Source organism: Pantoea sp. X-Soil-TKNS-1280 (assembly GCF_059730475.1).
The window spans coordinates 502,612-520,440 of record NZ_AP035962.1 but is presented as its reverse complement, the minus strand read 5'-3'; the positions used below and the strand labels follow the sequence as shown (position 1 = coordinate 520,440).

Sequence of the window (17,829 nt, the reverse complement as noted above, 5' to 3'; positions counted from 1 at the left end):
AAGACGATGTCACGACTTATGCTTTCTTAATTGGTAACGACTCGGCCAGATTTCTTCGGCTTTTACGCCGATCGCCCCCGCAATTATACGTTCTCCGCGCAGCCATGGACGGTTTAGCGTGTTGATTAATGTACCCGAAGAAAAACCAAATTCCCGTGATAGCGCAGCCATTGATTTTTTCTTCTTTCTGATCGCGGCGAGTATATCTTCCCGGTGCCAGTCGGATAAGGGTTGATTTGAGTCCATTCTTTATCTCCATAAAAATAAATAAGTAAGGTTAACTCAACTGAGGAAAATCCTAACCACTCAGGGGAAAATGATGTCTTTAAATACGCTAAAAACATTAGAAATAATTCTAATAAAATGAAATCCACAAGACGCCGGTAAGCTATCCATAGCCCGCATCCAAGTCAACACAAAAGTACACAAAATGATCAATAAAGTGAAAACAAACCTAAAATACAACAATAACATTTTGTTTTTATTGGTTTATTTTTAACATAAAAAAATTACATAAAACGATACCTTTCGATAATTTTTATGATATCTTCAAAACCAATTCTTAATAGAACTTATTAAAATAAATTATGTTACCTGGGTGGTTATACATCACAAGGAAGGCCTTCTATGAAAGTCTCTGGGCTGCAACGCAAAGAAAACATCATTAATAATATCGAATATTTGATTAAAAGCCGTGGGGAAAGTAAAACATCCTTTGCCAATCGTACCGGTGTCACTCGTGCCACTTTATATAAGATTCTGGATGGTAAAGTTGGCAATGTTCAGCATTCCACAATTACCCGTATCGCCGATTTTTTTGGCGTTTCCTGCCACATTATCGAAAATTGCGATCTGCAACAGGTTGAGCTAATCGAGAAAACCCTATCACCTGAAGGCGATAGAAATCCTGCCGCCATTCCTGTTATACCGCAATCTGATTTTATCTCCAGCATGGGAAGTCGGATAGGAGATCTCGCCACCCGGTATCCTCTGACATGGTATTTTTCGGATGTGTCGAATATGGTTGCATTGCGGGTAGAAAAAAGCATCGGCAATACATTTTTCCCCGGTGACATATTAATCATAAAACGTAAAGCTATCCCTGAGAACAAACAACTTTCTTTATTCTATTCAAAAGAAAAAAGGATTTACTCTCTAAGAAAAAGTAACAATATTACTGATACTTCAATGACAGACAATATTTTACTTGGGGCAATAATTGAAGACAGAATAATGTAAAAAATCATTAATATTTAAGGATAAGTATAAAATGAACCAAAATAAAAAATTCAAACTGATAGGATTTAATCGCTCAGACACAATCACAGCAAACATTATGGTCATATCAACCGGGAAACACCTTAATATTGGACTTCCGGAATTAGAAAGCAGCAACATCACGGATGATCTCAATAGAAATGAACTCAAGGCGCTCTACCGACGATTGTACAGTGAGACCGATACCATCACATCCTATGAATTGGCCGACAGACATGAGCGTTCATGGTATGCCTATTTGATCATTAGTATTTTACTCGCTGTAATTTATATTTTATGCACGGTTTGTGGTATTAAACCTGCTCATTTCCCAACATTCAACCTGGTCACTCCTCCCGGCATATTTTTCTATCCGATATCATTTATTCTCGTCGATATCCTAAATGAATTTTATGGTCTGAAAATGGCGAGAAGAACCATATTTTTTTCATTTATATCAAACATGGTTTTTGTCACTGGTTTATGGTTTACCAGCATACTCCCATCAGTACCTGGATGGGAGTTGGATCAACCTTTTAAAACCTTCGTTAATAGTATCATCTCTGTTCTCCTGGCTTCCTCTTTTTCATATCTTGTCTCTGAAAACATTAATTCTTTTTTGCTATGCAAGATAAAAGAACTGACCAATTCCAGATATCTCTTTATCCGCGTAATTACCAGTACCGCTATCGCATCCGTACTGGATAGCATCATCTTTTGCATGCTGGCATTTTATAATGTGCTGAGTATGGAAATTATTAAAACCATGATTATTTCTCAGACCATCATAAAGTTATTTTATGCGGTTATCGGCGTCGGACCCATCTACGCCACGCGTGAACTCTTCAGACGATACATCAATATCGAAAACAAAAAGGAATGCTTATGATCATTAAAGATGAAATTACCTTACTGGGTCGGGCAACTGGTTATATCCAACATTACGCTCCTGATTTGCTTGAAGGGTTACCAAGATCACGTAGCCGCAGTGAAATTGCTATTGAATCCGAAAATTTACCCTTCTCTGGTTTCGATTTATGGACAGGATTCGAACTTTCATGGTTGAACAACAAAGGCAAACCGGTTGTCGCCATTGCTGAGTTTATTATTCCCGCAACCAGCAACAACCTTATCGAATCAAAATCGTTTAAACTTTATCTCAACAGTTTCAATCAAACCAAATTCACCTCAACTGAAGAAGTGATCACCACACTGGTAGATGACTTATCACAAGCCGCCAAAGGCACAGTAAAAGTTAACCTTTACTCCGATCCCGATCTGTATAATAAAAATATCAGCTCCTTACCCGGCGAATGCATTGATCATCTGGACATAAGCATTAATAACTACAATTTCAATCCTGATCACCTCACTAATGCAGCGGGCAGTGAATATATTGCCGAAACCCTTTCCTCGAATTTATTAAAATCCAACTGTCTGGTCACCCACCAGCCTGACTGGGGCAGTGTGATCATTAAATATGAAGGAAATAAAATCGATAGAGAAAAACTGCTACGCTATTTGATCTCATTCAGAATGCATAACGAGTTTCATGAACAATGCGTCGAACGTATTTTCAATGATATCAACCGCTACTGTTCACCCGAAAAACTGAGTGTCTTCGCCCGTTATACGCGCAGGGGAGGATTGGATATCAATCCGTTCCGCAGTAATTTTGAGGAGTTTCCCAGCGTGACGCGTTTAATCAGACAATAAACCCAACCCGTAGCGGCACAATAAACAAGGGAGGCCGGAAGGCCTCCCTGAGAGGTTAGAAATCGTATTCCAGGCTTAAACGGTTCTGCCAGAAGTGAGAATCATACAACGGTGAGGTCTGCACCCCGGCGAAATCGGTCAGGCTCAGGCCCTTCAGCACGCCACTGAAGCTCCAGGTGAAATAAACCAGATATTCCGACTGGTTGATGCTGGCGGAAGCCGGTGAGGGTTTCAGATCCATAAAGGAATACTGCGTACCCAGCGACAGGCTTTCGTTCATCACATAGTTCAGGTTGGTCATATAGGCGTTACCGCTGCCGAGATCCTGAGTACTGGTGAAGAACGGCTGAGCAAAATAAGGTCCGGAGGAGGTATTGTGCGCATAAGGCGTCACCAGCGAGCCGTTATTCCAGCTATTGCCGCTGGCAGCGATATGGTCATAGCCCAGCTTCCAGCTCAGCGCCGGGGTAAACGTCAATGCCAGCTGTGCGCCGTATGAGGTGCTATTCACTTCACCCGCCAGAGCCTTGCCTGCGCTGGTGCCGCGAATAAACTGTAATCCGACATCCGGCTGGAACAATGCGTCCTGCCATTGCAGATGGCTCTCGCCATACACCAGACGGGTATAATCAGCGTATTCCTGATACCACAGCTGCCCGGTCAGCTTCTTATTGTCCCACTGCGTACCGCGACCGCCACCCAACGCCCACATACCGTTGGTGCGTTCTGCCACATCGGTATAAGCAGTGGTGTTGAGGAACTGATCATCACCCCACGGCTTATAACGCCAGATTTTAGTCGCATGCAGGAAGTTGGTGCTGTCACCGTAATTGGTGTCGATACCGCGGAACAGGATGGGTGTAATACGCCAGTCGTAATCGCCAACGAAAGGAATATTGATTCGTTGATCACCGGCCGTTATTTTAAAGTTATCCTGTTGCCAGCTTAAATAAGCTTCACCAAAGTTGGTTTGATTATCACCAATATCGCTAATGGTGTGCGCTTCATCAGGATGATCGATACCGCGCAGAAAAATACCGCTCACGCCAGCACGGAAACCATAGAATGGCGCGGTTTCATATTTCAGGCTACCACCGTAGCTCACGGTGTCCTGATTAAAACCTTTAGAGAAATAAGCGTTGTGTGTTGAATAATACAGCGTACGCAGACTGCCGCTCACGGTACCGCAGGTAAATATATCGGTGAAGCTATTTACGCCACTCGCACCGTACTGACAATCGCTGATATTGCTCTGTGTTGCCGCCAGTGCAGCGGGAGCCAGAGGGAAAAACAGCGCAGCAAGACACGCACCACTCAGTGTTTTTAATTGCATAATCCCAAGCCTCGTCACTTTTTAAAAAGAGCAAAGCAACGCCTGCCGGACAATAAATAACCTGCCGGTGGTGAGCTTTGCCGCAAAAAAGTCTTATTATCGATTAATTATTTACACCGGTTATTTTCACATCCGGCAATGTTTCGCGCACTTCCCAGCCACGTAATTTGCCGGGATTAAGTAAATTATACGGATCGCAGGCGCGTTTCATAGCCACAACATCAGCACGCACCATCCCTTGTTTACCATCTTCAATATGAATGACGTGCGGGTTATTAATTTTCACCCCGTTATCACGATAAATATCCATGATGGCGTTCAGACGATCTTCATCGCTATATCGCACCAGCGGCAATCCGCTACAGGTCAGGGTGCCATTCATATCGCGCAGAAACTCAATATGCGACATCACTTCATCTGACAGCTGCGCTTCCATGGCCAGCGCCTGCTGATAATAATTGTCCGCTGCGTAAGCGGTTTGCAGATAGGTCAGGGTCTTATCCACCTTCAACGCCTGCAAGGTGGTGTGGTTCCAGCAATACTCAATCAGCGAATGGCCGGGATTCTCGCCCTCGGAAAAATGCAGCGCGCTGCGTCCGTCGTGCTGCGCCAGCAACGACGACAGCAGACAATCGCTCTCCACGCCGACCACGGAAATCACACCATGCTGCCCTGCCACGTCGGCCTCGGCGAGATCGGTAAAGTAATCCAGCACCGGTGCAGCCATCACCGCAATCTGGCGCTTCACCAGTCCCGGCGATTTCGCCAGCGCATCGGCAAACGCCATCGCCGCCGGGAAACTCGCAAAGGTATCAAGGCGTTCGATCCAGTCATGACGCGGAGCCAGTGCCAGCTCAATCTCCAGTACGATGCCGTTGCTGCCATAGGCATGATGCAGCAGCAGCGCGTCGGGTGCTTCCAGCTTCAGGATGCGCGGCGTCTCTTCCATCGTCATCATCTTCACCGCCAGTACGTTGCCGGGTGCTGCCAGCGGACCATAATTGATGGAGCCCACACCGCCAAAGCCGCCGCCAAACAGACCACCGAGGGTTGCCAGCTTCCAGGTGGACGGCATGCAACGTAGCTCCCAGCCGAGCGGACGGGTATGCGCTTCCAGGTCGCCAAGGCGAATCCCGGCCTGCGCACGCACCGTGCCGTGCCCCATGCTCACCACCGCATTCAGTTTGGTCATATCGACCATCAACCCGCCATCCAGCGGGATCAGCTGGCCGTAGTTACCGGTGCCGCCACCGCGCAGGTTGAGCGGGATACGATGGGCAGCACAGGCCGCCACCACCGCCGCCAGTTCCTGCTCATCACGCGGGCGCACAGCCAGCTCAGCGAACTTCTCTTCCAGCTGTGGTTTTAGCACCGGGCTGAACCAGTGAAAATCACGCGACAGGCGTTTCACCTTCGGCGCTTCTTTAATCCAGTCGAGTTCAGGCAACGCCGCAACCAGCGCCGCCAGTGCAGACTGACGATCGGAATCAGACATCTTCATTTCCTGTAGTTGAGGTATCAGGTCGGGCTAAGTTCACTCTCATGCCAGGCGGCCAGTACGCGGCGCGTCAGCCAGGACATCACGGCAAACAGCAGGAACCCGGCCAGAGAAATCAGCAGCAGCGCGGCAAACATCAGCGGAATGTTGAGCTGATAACCCGCCTGCAAAATCTGGTAGGCCAGCCCGGTATCGGTGCCGCCGGTGCCAGCAACAAACTCCGCCACCACCGCGCCAATCAGCGACAAACCGCTGGAAATACGCAGTGCGCCGAAGAAGTACGGCAGAGCCGAGGGAATGCGCAGGCGCAGCAAAATCTGCAAACGCGAGGCATGGTTAAGTTTGAAATAACTCAGCAAACCCGGCGAGACGCTGCGCAGGCCCTGAGTGGTGTTGGAAATAATCGGGAACACCGCCATCAGCGTGGCACAGACCACCAGCGACATCGTGGTGTCTTTCACCCAGATGATGATCAATGGCGCGATGGCGACAATCGGTGTCACCTGCAAAAACACGATATATGGGAACAGCGCGGTTTCGATAAAGCGGTTCTGCACCAGCAGGAACGCCACGATCGATCCGATCACAATCGCCACCACAAAGGAGATCACCGTGATCTTCAGTGTGTACAGCAGCGACATAAACAACGTCGGGAAGTTCTGCACCAGACTTTGCGCCACCACCAGCGGCGACGGCACCAGAAAGGCCGGGATCTTCAATGCAGTGACCAGAAACTGCCACAGCAGTAGCAGGGCGATGGCGACCAGTGCCGGAAACAGCCACTGCTGAAACTGACGCTGCGCGGCTAAGGGCTTTTTCATGATTTGCTCTCCTGACTGGCGGCGAACAGGCCGCGCTGCAACTGCTGCGCATATTGGGTGAACTGCTGGCTGACACGGAACTCATCATCACGCGGGAACGGTGCATCAATGCTGATGTCATCCACCACGCGCCCAGGGCGGGCCGCCATCATGATCACGCGCTGCGATAAAAACACCGCTTCCTGAATCGAGTGAGTAACAAACACCACGGTCAGCTTCTGTTCCTGCCACAGTTGCAGCAGATCGCTATCCAGCTTGTTGCGGGTGATCTCATCCAGCGCACCGAAAGGTTCATCCATCAGCAGCACTTTCGGGCGCGTCACCAGCCCACGGGCAATCGAGACACGCATCTGCATCCCGCCGGACAACTCACGCGGTAGCACCTGCCCAAACTGGCCGAGACCGACCAGTTCAAGGATCTCGCGTACACGGGTGTCCGCTTCCGCACGCGGCACACCGGCCAGATCGAGCGGCAGGCGTACGTTCTTGTGCACATTGCTCCACGGCATCAATGTCGCTTCCTGAAACACGAACGATAACGGCAAATCATGCTGCTTTTCCCGACGATCGCGACGGAAAAGCATCAGTTTGCCATCGCTCGGTTCAATCAAACCGGCGATCATTTTCAGTAAGGTACTTTTGCCACAGCCAGACGGACCGAGCAGCGAGACGAACTCGCCCTGGCGAATCGTCAGGTCCACTGGCAGCAGCGCGCGTGTACCGTTCGGGTAAATTTTCTCGGCAGAGAGCACTTCAATCGCCGGAGGGGCCGCATGCAGCGGCACCGCTTGCGCATCATTGCTCATCAGGGTCAGTCGGCTGGCGGCATTCATGGCATAACCTTCACATCTTGAATGAATTTCAGGGTGTAGCTGCCATCAAACGGGACTTTGGCCGGATCGATCAGCTTGTTATCCACCAGCAGCTGCCAGGTTTGCTTCAGGCGCGGCACAGTCATAATGCCGATACCCCCGGTCTGCGCATCGCCGCCAGTCAGCATCTGATACTTCTTCATCTGGGCGATGCCGAAGGCGATCTGTTCGTCGGTCATCTGCGGGTTTTCTTTCTTAATCAGCGCGTTGCCCGGTGCCGGATTTTCCAGGTAGTTTTTCCAGCCCTGCATCGAGGCTTTAACAAATGCGGCAACCGCCTGCGGACGTTTCTCGATGGTTGATTTCATGCACACGATGCTGTTGCCGTACGGCGGGTAGCCCCAGTCGCTGATCGGGTAGACGTTGGCCTGTGCCCCGGCTTTCTGCACCGCGAAAGGTTCGGAGGTGACGTAGCCCTGCTGTACCAGGGTTTTATCCGCGAGGAACGGCTGCACGCTAAAGGTATACGGACGCACATGGGCGTTTTTCAGGTTGAGCGCGCTCTGCGCCCACGGCCAGTAGGAAGTGTAAGCTTCAGCGGCCAGCAGGAAGGTTTTCCCCTGCAAATCGGCCTGGTTTTTCACATCCGGATGGGTGATAAACACAATCGCCGAATGCTGGAAGGTGGTGGCAACCGGCACCGCTTCCACGCCCTGCTGCCAGGATTCCAGCGCCTGCATGTTATCGCTAATGATGCAGTCCGCCTGGCCCGCCGCCATCAGTTGCATGGTGTGCACCTGCGGCCCACCCATCTTGATGGTGACGTCCAGCCCGGCATCACGATACAGATTCTGTGCCTGAGCCTGATAAAAACCGCCATGCTCGGCCTGAGCATACCAGTTGGTCATAAAGGTAAATTTCTCGGCAGCCATCCCCTGGGCCGACAGAGCCACGGAAAGCGCGGCAACAATGCTCAATGTTTTTTTCATAACCGATCCCCGAATTAGCGCGGTGGTAATAATGATGCTGCGTCGTTTTGGTCTAATACTTTGCCCTGCCACTGCCCGGTGCCCCACGCCGGTTCGGCGCGTGTTACCCATGCCATCTGATGTACTTCAGTAATCACCTGCGCCCAGCTGGTCGCCAGTGAATCCAGAATCGCGTCACCCTGCTCTTTGGTGGAGGGACGCGGATCGCCGATCACGCCGCTGGGGCCAAAGTCATATGACGCCCAGGCCGCCATCGGGCGGGTGCTGGAAAGCGTCGGGCAGGGAAACGCCGGGGGATAATTCACCACCGCTTTTTCCATCTGCACCGTGTCGGGGGCCAGCGCCAGCATCAGTGCCGTCTCCGCATGTCCGGCGTGCAACGCCATCTGGCGTTCCTGCTCGTCCATAAAACTTTCGGCGCAGTTCGGCACTTTGAAGGTGTCCTGCATGATGATGATCATGTCGCCGTGACGCAGGCGCAGCTCGCGCGCCGCCATCTGCAACGGCTGCGGCTGACCACCATGGCCGTTGACCATCAGGAACTTGCGGAAACCGGCGCGATATAAAGATTCGCCAATTTCCAGAATGGTGTGCAGCAGCGTTTCACCGGTCAGCGTCAGGGTGCCGGGGAAATGCAGGTGCTCATCGGATTTGCCATAGGTGATCGGCGGAATGGCATAGGCCGGGATCGCCGCCGGTAAGCGCGCCAGCGCATGCCCCACCACGCCAGACGAAATCACGCTGTCCACCGCGCACGGCAGATGCGGGCCATGTTGTTCAATCGCGCCGGTCGGCAGCACAATCACCGTGTTGGCTTTGTCTTCCAGCGTGGCGATATCAGTCCAGCTCAGGTACGGCAAAAAGCGGTTTGCCGGAATATAACCATGTAACATCTCGCTTCCTCGTGTTATTGCGGCAACCACGCCGTCGCTTCAACTTCAATTAAGACATCCGGACTGGGCAGCATTTCGCTCACCTGAACCACGGTGGAAACCGGTGGCGCATCGGGATAAAACAGCTTGCGCACCCGGCTGTAGTGGGGAAAGTGGTCCAGATTACGGAAGTACTGCACCAGTTTGATCACATCACTCATCTGGCCGCCCGCGCTTTCGATAGTGGTGCGGATGCTCTCCAGCACGTACCAGCTTTGCGCCAGAATGGGCCCCTCTTTGATATCGGTGGAGAACTCACCGGTACGTCCCAGCAGCTGTTGCGCCGCAGCAGGAATATCGTCATAACCGCGCACAATCAGCGCGGTTTGCGGGTTCACCGGGATAATGCCGGAAAGAAAGATAAAGTCGCCCGCGCGTCGCCACGCGGCATATTTCGCCAGCGGTTTACCCGCCCCAACATCAAGCGCCATCAGAGAATTCCCCATAACAGATCCCCTGTTTTAGCCGATAGCGACGACGCTGGCGCAGCGGCCAGCTGGCCGTATCGGCATCAGGGAAAATGACAAAATCATTCGCAGGCAAAGTTGCACCGTCATGCAGCGCGGTGCGCTGGCAAATCAGGGCCGATGCTTCATCAAAAGCCGCACCCAACTGAGCGCTCAGCAGGCCGCTGAACAGGGTGTCGAGCGGGTCGTAGCTACCAACCGGGCAGAAAGCGTCCTGCACGTTATCCGCCCCGAGCAGCAGCGGAATGCCGCGCGCCTGCGCTTCCTTAATCAGCGTTAAACCACGCTGACGCGGCGTGCGACCCGGCACTGCGTCCTGCAACAACAGGTTGGTGAGCGGCAGTGCAATCAGCGTGACGCGATGTTGCGCCAGCACATCCAGGATGGCGGTGCCGTCTTCCTGCTGCGCCAGCGCACAACCGTGGCTACAGGTGATGCGTCCGCTAAACGGTTGCTGTTGCAAATAGCGCGCCAGCCAGCGCAGCCCCTGGGCATCAGCACTCAACTCTTCGTCGATGTGCAAATCGATATCCAGCTGCCAGCGCTCCGCTGCCTGCAACAAATGGGTAAACGCCTGGGCGTCCCAGTTGCTGCTGTGAATAAAGCCGCCGAGCACGGCACCGCTGGCTGCCACCTGGGCGGCGATATGCTCTGCCTGGTCGGCGTCCGCAAAAAAAGTCACCGGAGCCAGCGCGACTCGCTCGATAACGCATAACGGGTGCTGCAACTCGCCAACGATTTGCCACGCCAGCGGCGCATCAGCAGAAAACCAGTCGATATGGGTGCGCAGCAGGCCCACACCCGCTTCCACCGCCCAGTTGAGCGCCTGCGTGGCACGGCTGCGTAGATCATCCGCGTTCCAGCGGTCACGGTCCTGATGCATGGCGGCAATGGCGGCCAGCAGGCCCGGCTGCTGCGCCGGACTGCGCTGCACGGTAAAGGTTTTATCCAGATGGGCATGGGGTTCAATCAGCGCGGGCAGCACCAGCGCACCATCCAGCGCCAGATAGCCGCTGATGTCGCGATGTGGCTCGAAACGGGTGCCATCGGCAGTGAAATGCAGGGTTGCCAGCGCCGGTTGCCCCTCCTGCATTGGCCAGCCCGCGGGTAACAGCCAGCGGGGTAAACGCGCGCCGGTCGCGCCAGGCCAGGCGTTCATAGATCGAGTACCAGCAGCGGGGAACGGGAGCGTGAGCAGCACAACACAATGCAGTCATTGGCGGCGCGTTCTTTCTGGCTCAGCACTTCATCGCGATGGTCCGGTTCACCACTCAGCACGCTGGTGATGCAGGCACCGCACATGCCCTGCTCGCAGGAAAGTTCGATCTCAATGCCTGCCCGCTCCAGCACCTCAGCAATGGTTTCATCGGCATCGATGGTGTAACGCGCCCCGCTGGAAGCGATTTCCACCTCGAACGCGTCGCCAGCAACCGATTGCGCAGTGGCAACAGCTTTGAATTTCTCGCTATGCAGTTGCGTGGCCTGCCAGCCTTGTTGCCATGCCAGCTGGTGCAGATGCTCCATAAATCCAGCCGGTCCACAGCTCACCAGTACGCTGTTAAGCGGCTGCTGGAGATCAGCCGGGATACGCTGGCGCAGGCTGTCGCCTTCGCTGCTGTAATGCAGCTGCACGCGCTCACCCAGCCGCTCCAGACGGGCGCTGAACGGCAGTTCATCGTGGCGTTTGAGATACAGATGCAGCGTGAAATCCGCACCGCGAGCCGCCAGTTCTTCCGCCATCACCAGCAGCGGCGTCAGGCCGATACCGGCGGCAAACAGCAGCGTGCGCGGTGCATCGGGTAACGGGAAATGGTTTCGGGGTGCGGAAATGGTTAAGTTCGCCCCTGACTGCACATCATGGTGCAGCCAGCGGGAGCCGCCGCCCGATGCCTGATCGAGGCGGACGCAAATCTGGTAGTGATCTTCCCCGGCAGCCGAGCACAGCGAATACTGCCGCTTGCCGCAGTCGGGAATGGTCACATCAATATGGGCACCGGGAGTGAACGCCGGTAGTGGGTGCCCGCTGGCAGACGCCAGGGTCAGTAATACATTGCCAGCACCGTTGAACTGCTTTGCGATGACGGTGACAGCCAGATTCTCTGCCTGCTTCATAATAATCCTGCATACGACGGACTCGTCATCGGCCGGGAAGCCGCGCGTAGTCTTGTTTTTATCGTGATTGCGATTATTATTTTGCCTGTGTGTAAGCGTCCATCTGTTTAATTAGCACGAAGCGTTGCAAAAAAGAGAGCACCTGCTATGTTCGCCTTCTCCCGGTTTCTGATTTATTTCACCGAGGTGGCCCGCCAGGGTTCACTGCGTAAGGCTTCCGAGACGCTGCACGTGTCGGCATCCTCCATCGACCGGCAAATTCTGCGCGTGGAAAAGCAGCTGGATATGCCGCTGTTTGAACGTCATCCATCAGGATTACGTATGACAGCAGCGGGGGAAATCCTGCTTAACGCCGCGAAGAACTGGCAGCGCGAGTTTGGGCGCGTCTGTACCCAGTTGGATGATCTGCGCGGTTTGCGTCACGGCCATGTGCATATCGCCACCATTGACGCTATCAACCGCGGCTTTTTCTCGTCGATTCTGCAACGTATCCGCACCGAGTATCCCGGCATCTCCTTTACGCTCACCACCATGAGCAATATCCATATTGCCAATGCGCTGACCAATGGCGACGCCGATTTCGGCATCATGCTCAATCCAAATTGCTCACGCGAACTGCTGGTGAAATCATTCGCTGATTTGCGGCTCGGCATCGTGGTCAGCAGCCAGCATCCGCTGGCAAAGCTGGAAAGTATCCGCTTCAGCCATTGCGAGTCCTGGCCGTTTATCGTGCCTGCCGCGCCATTGATGCTGGCGGAGCCGCTGGAGGCACTGGTGAACAGTTCCGGCATTATCCTGAATGAGGTGGGCCGCACCAACAATATCCATATGCTGCGTTCGCTGGTGCGTGATGACGTCGGTATCAGCCTGATGTGCTGGCTGGATATTGTGGATGAATACCGCCGTGGCGAGCTGAAATTTATCCCGCTGATTGATGGCATCCTGAAGCCGTTCACCCTGTCGTTGTGCGTCGCCCCGCAGCGCCAGCTGTCGATTGCCGCGTCAATGATGCTGCGCGAGCTGGAGTCATTTTTCGCGTTGATGCAGAACGAGGAAGCGCAGGCGGGGTAGCAAAAACCGCGCAATAAATTGCGCCGCTACAGATCGCATCCAACCGTTGCGCCGCTACAGACCGCATCCAACCGTTGCGGCGCGATTTATCGCGCATTTTTTTGACTCCTTTCACACTTCTAACTTTCCCCCTCTTGCCTGTTCAGCGTTGATTGCTGGAAGATGGCGGCGTTTGAGGATTGTTACTGCTGACGCAGGCAAAACCTAAATCGCACCGCATTCGGATTTCCGAGCGCGGTGCGATTTAGGTTTTTTTTTGCCTCCAATCCGGGAAAACCCGACAACAACAGCCGAAAAAGCGGGAGTGTGGTATGCCATATCAGGAACTGGCCGACGAAATTGTCGAAGGTGTGGGCGGTAAAGCCAACATCATCAGCGTGGTGCATTGCGCCACGCGTTTACGCTTCAAACTGAAACAACCGGGCAAAGCGCATACCACGCAGCTAAAGAATAACCCCGGCATCATCATGGTGGTGGAGAGCGGCGGCCAGTATCAGGTGGTGATTGGCAACCACGTCGGCGATGTTTATCAACAGGTGGTGGGTCGTCACGGGCTGGAGAATGATGGCGCAGAACGGGCTGATGAACCCAAACAAACCCTGTTCGCACGTTTTATCGATCTGGTTTCCGGTATCTTCACCCCGTTTATTGGCGTAATGATCGCCTCGGGCATCATCAAGGGTTTGCTGGCACTGGCGCTGGTGCTCGGTGTGATGGATCAGGAGAGCGGCAGCTATAAATTGCTGTTTGTCACCAGTGATGGCCTGTTCTACTTCCTGCCGATTCTGCTGGGCTACAGCGCCAGCAAAAAATTCGGGGCGAACCCGTTTGTCGGCATGGCTATCGCCGCCGCGCTGGTGCATCCGCTGATACTGACCGCGTTCGAACAGCAGCAGCAGGGGCAGCACTTCAGTTTCCTCGGCATTCCGCTGGAAATCCTCAACTACAGCGCCTCGGTGATCCCGATTATCTTCTCCTCCTGGGTTGCCAGCCTGATTGAGCGCGCGGTGCACCCACGTTCACCAGGTGCGGTGCGCAATTTCACCACGCCGCTCATTTGTATGCTGGTCACCGTGCCGCTGACCTTTCTCGCCATCGGCCCGGCGGCGACCTGGCTGAGCCGGATGCTGGCCGAGGGCTATCTGTGGATCTACAGCCTCAGCCCGACCATTGCCGGTGCGGTAATGGGGGCAATCTGGCAGATCTGCGTGATCTTCGGTCTGCACTGGGGTCTGGTGCCGATCATGTTGAACAACCTCGCCAACTTCGGCCATGACACCCTGCTGCCGCTGCTGATGCCTGCGGTGCTCGGCCAGGCAGGTGCCACGCTCGGCGTCATGCTGCGCACCCGCGAGGCCAAAGTGAAAGCCATGGCGGGGTCTGCCTTCAGCGCCAGTATCTTCGGTATTACCGAACCGGCGGTGTACGGCATCACCCTGCCCCATCGCCGCCCGTTTATCTTCGGCTGCATCGGTGGCGCGCTGGGTGCGGCGATTCTCGGTTTCTGGCACACCACCATTTACTCCTTTGGCTTCCCCAGCATTTTCACCTTTATTCAGGTAGTGCCCACCAGCGGCATTGATGCCAGCGTCTACGCTTCTTTTGCCGGGGCGGCAGTGGCGTTGCTGTTCGCGTCTGTTACGACATACCTGTTTGGCCTGCCGCCGGTCGCACCACTCAGCGCGCCGCCAGCAGAGGCAGAACCGGCTTCTCCGGTACGCAAACAAACCGTGTTTAGCCCGATCTCAGGCAAGGTACTGGCGCTGGAAACGATCAAAGATGAGACCTTCGCCAGCGGCCTGCTGGGCAAAGGCGTCGCCATTGTGCCGGACAATGGCCGCGTGGTGTCACCGATTGATGGCGTGGTGTCGTCGCTATTCCGCACCAGTCACGCCATCGGGCTGACGGCAGCGGATGGCGCGGAAGTGCTGATCCACGTCGGTCTCGATACCGTCAAACTCGACGGTAAATTTTTCACCCCACATGTCGCCGTGGATGACGTCGTTAAAGTGGGCGATCTGTTGCTGGAGTTCGATCTCTGCGCCATCGAGGCCGCCGGTTACGATCTCACCACCCCGGTGGTAATCAGCAATAGCGATGAATTTATTGATGTTTTACCCCTGCAACCGTCTGTGGTTACGGCCTGCGCGCCGTTACTCAGCGCGGTGAAATAATTGAGGAGCTACAAGATGAACTCACGTTTCCCGGATGGATTTTTATGGGGCGGCGCTGTCGCTGCTAACCAGGTAGAAGGCGCATATCAGACCGACGGTAAAGGTTTGTCCACTTCCGACCTGCAACCGAAAGGCATTTTTGGCGATCGCGTCGAGCGCCACGCCGGAGATTTCGGTATCAAAGATACCGCGATTGATTTCTACCATCGCTTCCCGGAAGACATCAAACTGTTCGCCGAAATGGGTTTTACCGTGCTGCGCACCTCAATTGCCTGGACGCGTATCTTCCCACAGGGCGACGAAGCCGAGCCGAATGAAGAAGGTCTGGCGTTTTATGATCGTCTGTTTGATGAGATGGCGAAATACAACATCCAGCCGCTGGTTACGCTGTCGCATTATGAAATGCCGTATGGCCTGATCAAAAAGTACGGCGGCTGGGGCAGCCGTACCACCATCGATTGCTTTGAACGCTATGCGCGCGCGGTGTTCACCCGCTTCCAGCACAAGGTGAAGCTGTGGCTGACCTTCAATGAAATCAATATGTCGCTGCATGCCCCCTTTACCGGCGTCGGTCTGCCGGAAGAAAGCAATCAGCAAGCCATTTATCAGGCGATTCACCACCAGTTGGTCGCCAGCGGACGCGCGGTTAAAGCCTGCCACGAGATTGTTTCTGGCGGCAAAATCGGCAACATGCTGCTGGGTGCGCTGCTATACCCACTCAGCTGTCGCCCGGCGGATGTGATGGAAACGATGCAGCAAAACCGTGAATGGCTGTTCTTCGGTGATGTGCAGGTACGCGGTTACTATCCGGCGTATATGAAACGCTTCTTTGCCGATCGTCAGATCCAGATCGAAATGACCGAACAGGACAAACGCGATCTGCAAAATACCATCGATTACATCTCCTTCAGTTACTACATGACCGGTTGCGTCACCACCAATGAAGAAGAAAATCAGAAAGCGCGCGGCAACATTCTGTCGATGGTACCGAACCCGCATCTGGCCAGCTCAGACTGGGGCTGGCAGATCGATCCGGAAGGCCTGCGTATCCTGATGAACCTGCTGTATGACCGCTATCAGAAGCCGCTGTTTATCGTGGAAAACGGTCTGGGTGCCAAAGACAAGGTCGAAGCCGATGGCAGCATCAACGATGACTACCGTATTCAGTATCTTAACGACCACCTGGTGCAGGTGCGTGAAGCGATTGAAGACGGTGTGGAAGTGATGGGCTATACCTGCTGGGGACCGATCGATCTGGTCAGTGCCTCCAAAGCGGAGTTCTCCAAACGCTACGGCTTTATCTATGTTGATCGTGACGATAACGGCAACGGCACGCTGGCGCGCTCACGCAAGAAAAGTTTCTTCTGGTATCAGAAGGTGATCAGCAGCCACGGTGCCTCACTGAAATAACACTGAAACGTAGCGGTGCAATTTATCGCGCAATCCCTTGCGCGGTGCAGGAAAAAACCGCGCGATAAATCGCGCCGCTACAGATCGTGCTGTCATTCAGGCTTCATCGTCGCCGATTTGCAACGCGTGCGTTTCTTTACGCACCCGCTCAATATGGATGGTGAGAAACATCCGTTCCTCATTCGACAGGGCGTACTGGTATTTCTGCTGAATATGCTGATCAACCTTGATGGTGCACTGATAGGATTCCGGGTACTTGTCACGCACCACATCGTGCAGCGATTCGTCCTCACTGCACACGCCGCGTTTGCCCAGCATGCGTTGCGCGAAAAATTTCAGATGGTTGACGAAACGGTTGTAACTCAGGCTTTCGACACGATAATCCAGTTGCAGGCGGTACTTCACGATCTGCAAAATATCCTGCATAAAACGCGTGATATGCGCGACATCCGACATATCGTTATCGAGCTGGGCATTGACCAGATGCATGGCGATAAACCCCGCTTCATCCTCCGGCAGCCGTTCACCGAGACGTTTTTCGATGATCGCCAGCGCCTCCAGTCCAAGCGCATACTCATTGGGGTACAGGGTTTTGATCTCCCAGATCAATACATTGCGGATCGGCAGGTTTTGCCGGTGGCGTTCAATGGCAAAGTTGCAGTGATCGCACAAGGCGATCGACAGGCTTTCATGCAACGTTGATCCCAGCTGCTGCCTGGCGCGCGCGATGATCAATTCGGTGGTGGTGATCACCTCGATCGGGATCTCCGAGAGCAGCTCACTCAGCCGACTGGTCAGCGCATGGTTTTGCAGCGCAAACACTTTCTCAATCAACTGCGCATCCAGCGAGTCACCCACGCGTTTTTGAAACGCCAGCCCGCGTCCCATCACCACCTGTTCCTGGCCCTGCTCGCCCAGTACGATAGCCACATTATTATTAAGTATTTTCGCAATCTTCATTTTGCACCCTGCGGCAAGCTGAAATCAGGATAACGGTGATTAGACGCCATTTCATTTCACCTATGATACCAGAACCCCATACAATAAAATTATCCCCCCATAATAAAATTCAATAAATTTATTTATCATTGCGTTAAATCAAGTCGGAATTTTATTTCGTGATCACCCCGCTGTTAGCCGTAACACAACATCCGTAACACGTTATTTATCCGGTAGGCTTCTCCAAACAGAAAAATAAACACTCTGAACTGGTCGTGCCTGCACGCCCCTTATTCCT

The 17,829-nt window shown here is 53.5% G+C and carries 17 protein-coding genes; 6 read left to right on the top strand and 11 right to left on the bottom strand.

What is annotated here, in order from left to right; genetic code table 11:
- Positions 1-9: 9 nt before the first annotated feature.
- Entirely contained in the window at positions 10-246 is a 237-nt protein-coding gene (locus AC6I8X_RS02355; RefSeq protein WP_313687984.1) for a helix-turn-helix domain-containing protein, read from the bottom strand.
- Between the two features lie 381 nt (positions 247-627).
- Here AC6I8X_RS02355 and AC6I8X_RS02350 point away from each other — a divergent pair, with 381 nt between their 5' ends.
- The 3 genes from AC6I8X_RS02350 to queF are packed head-to-tail and all read left to right on the top strand — an operon-like array spanning position 628 to position 2,973.
- Complete coding sequence (locus AC6I8X_RS02350) at positions 628-1,239, top strand: helix-turn-helix domain-containing protein (RefSeq protein ID WP_497840502.1); 612 nt, start codon at positions 628-630, stop codon at positions 1,237-1,239.
- Positions 1,240-1,270: 31 nt separating this feature from the next.
- Positions 1,271-2,146: a queuosine precursor transporter gene (locus tag AC6I8X_RS02345; RefSeq protein WP_497840501.1), complete on the top strand. Its 876-nt coding sequence runs from the start codon at positions 1,271-1,273 to the stop codon at positions 2,144-2,146.
- Complete coding sequence (gene queF, locus AC6I8X_RS02340) at positions 2,143-2,973, top strand: NADPH-dependent 7-cyano-7-deazaguanine reductase QueF (protein WP_497840499.1); 831 nt, start codon at positions 2,143-2,145, stop codon at positions 2,971-2,973. The genes AC6I8X_RS02345 and queF overlap by 4 nt, the downstream gene beginning before the upstream one ends.
- Positions 2,974-3,028: 55 nt before the next feature.
- Here queF and AC6I8X_RS02335 read toward each other — a convergent pair whose 3' ends face one another.
- The 9 genes from AC6I8X_RS02335 to AC6I8X_RS02295 form a co-directional block, all read right to left on the bottom strand.
- Entirely contained in the window at positions 3,029-4,306 is a 1,278-nt protein-coding gene (locus AC6I8X_RS02335) for a TonB-dependent receptor (protein ID WP_497840498.1), read from the bottom strand.
- Between the two features lie 103 nt (positions 4,307-4,409).
- Complete coding sequence (locus AC6I8X_RS02330) at positions 4,410-5,801, bottom strand: FAD-binding oxidoreductase (protein WP_497840497.1); 1,392 nt, start codon at positions 5,799-5,801, stop codon at positions 4,410-4,412.
- A 23-nt stretch (positions 5,802-5,824) separates the two neighbouring features.
- Positions 5,825-6,625 carry an ABC transporter permease gene (locus AC6I8X_RS02325; RefSeq protein ID WP_310617372.1) on the bottom strand — a complete coding sequence of 267 codons (801 nt, stop codon included), beginning with the start codon at positions 6,623-6,625 and terminating at the stop codon, positions 5,825-5,827.
- Positions 6,622-7,458 carry an ABC transporter ATP-binding protein gene (locus tag AC6I8X_RS02320; RefSeq protein WP_299458003.1) on the bottom strand — a complete coding sequence of 279 codons (837 nt, stop codon included), beginning with the start codon at positions 7,456-7,458 and terminating at the stop codon, positions 6,622-6,624. The genes AC6I8X_RS02325 and AC6I8X_RS02320 overlap by 4 nt, the downstream gene beginning before the upstream one ends.
- On the bottom strand, positions 7,455-8,426 hold the full coding sequence (locus AC6I8X_RS02315) for an ABC transporter substrate-binding protein (RefSeq protein ID WP_313687972.1): 972 nt from the start codon (positions 8,424-8,426) through the stop codon (positions 7,455-7,457). The genes AC6I8X_RS02320 and AC6I8X_RS02315 overlap by 4 nt, the downstream gene beginning before the upstream one ends.
- A gap of 14 nt (positions 8,427-8,440) precedes the next feature.
- Entirely contained in the window at positions 8,441-9,319 is an 879-nt protein-coding gene (locus AC6I8X_RS02310; RefSeq protein ID WP_497840496.1) for a creatininase family protein, read from the bottom strand.
- Positions 9,320-9,333: 14 nt separating this feature from the next.
- Positions 9,334-9,789 carry a RidA family protein gene (locus AC6I8X_RS02305; protein ID WP_497841011.1) on the bottom strand — a complete coding sequence of 152 codons (456 nt, stop codon included), beginning with the start codon at positions 9,787-9,789 and terminating at the stop codon, positions 9,334-9,336.
- Entirely contained in the window at positions 9,779-10,984 is a 1,206-nt protein-coding gene (locus AC6I8X_RS02300; RefSeq protein ID WP_497840494.1) for an amidohydrolase family protein, read from the bottom strand. The genes AC6I8X_RS02305 and AC6I8X_RS02300 overlap by 11 nt, the downstream gene beginning before the upstream one ends.
- Positions 10,981-11,937, bottom strand: a complete 957-nt coding sequence (locus AC6I8X_RS02295) for a PDR/VanB family oxidoreductase (protein WP_497840493.1) — start codon at positions 11,935-11,937, stop codon at positions 10,981-10,983. The genes AC6I8X_RS02300 and AC6I8X_RS02295 overlap by 4 nt, the downstream gene beginning before the upstream one ends.
- A 147-nt stretch (positions 11,938-12,084) precedes the next feature.
- Here AC6I8X_RS02295 and AC6I8X_RS02290 point away from each other — a divergent pair, with 147 nt between their 5' ends.
- The 3 genes from AC6I8X_RS02290 to AC6I8X_RS02280 all read left to right on the top strand — a co-directional run bounded on the left by AC6I8X_RS02290 (position 12,085) and on the right by AC6I8X_RS02280 (position 16,592).
- A complete protein-coding gene (locus tag AC6I8X_RS02290; RefSeq protein ID WP_313683080.1) occupies positions 12,085-13,008 on the top strand; it encodes a LysR family transcriptional regulator in 924 nt (307 codons plus the stop codon).
- 311 nt (positions 13,009-13,319) lie between these two features.
- A complete protein-coding gene (gene bglF / locus AC6I8X_RS02285) occupies positions 13,320-15,182 on the top strand; it encodes a PTS beta-glucoside transporter subunit IIABC (RefSeq protein ID WP_497840492.1) in 1,863 nt (620 codons plus the stop codon).
- A gap of 15 nt (positions 15,183-15,197) precedes the next feature.
- Positions 15,198-16,592 carry a glycoside hydrolase family 1 protein gene (locus AC6I8X_RS02280; RefSeq protein WP_313683076.1) on the top strand — a complete coding sequence of 465 codons (1,395 nt, stop codon included), beginning with the start codon at positions 15,198-15,200 and terminating at the stop codon, positions 16,590-16,592.
- A gap of 96 nt (positions 16,593-16,688) precedes the next feature.
- Here AC6I8X_RS02280 and licT read toward each other — a convergent pair whose 3' ends face one another.
- Positions 16,689-17,552 carry a BglG family transcription antiterminator LicT gene (gene licT, locus AC6I8X_RS02275; protein WP_497840490.1) on the bottom strand — a complete coding sequence of 288 codons (864 nt, stop codon included), beginning with the start codon at positions 17,550-17,552 and terminating at the stop codon, positions 16,689-16,691.
- Positions 17,553-17,829 lie beyond the last annotated feature (277 nt).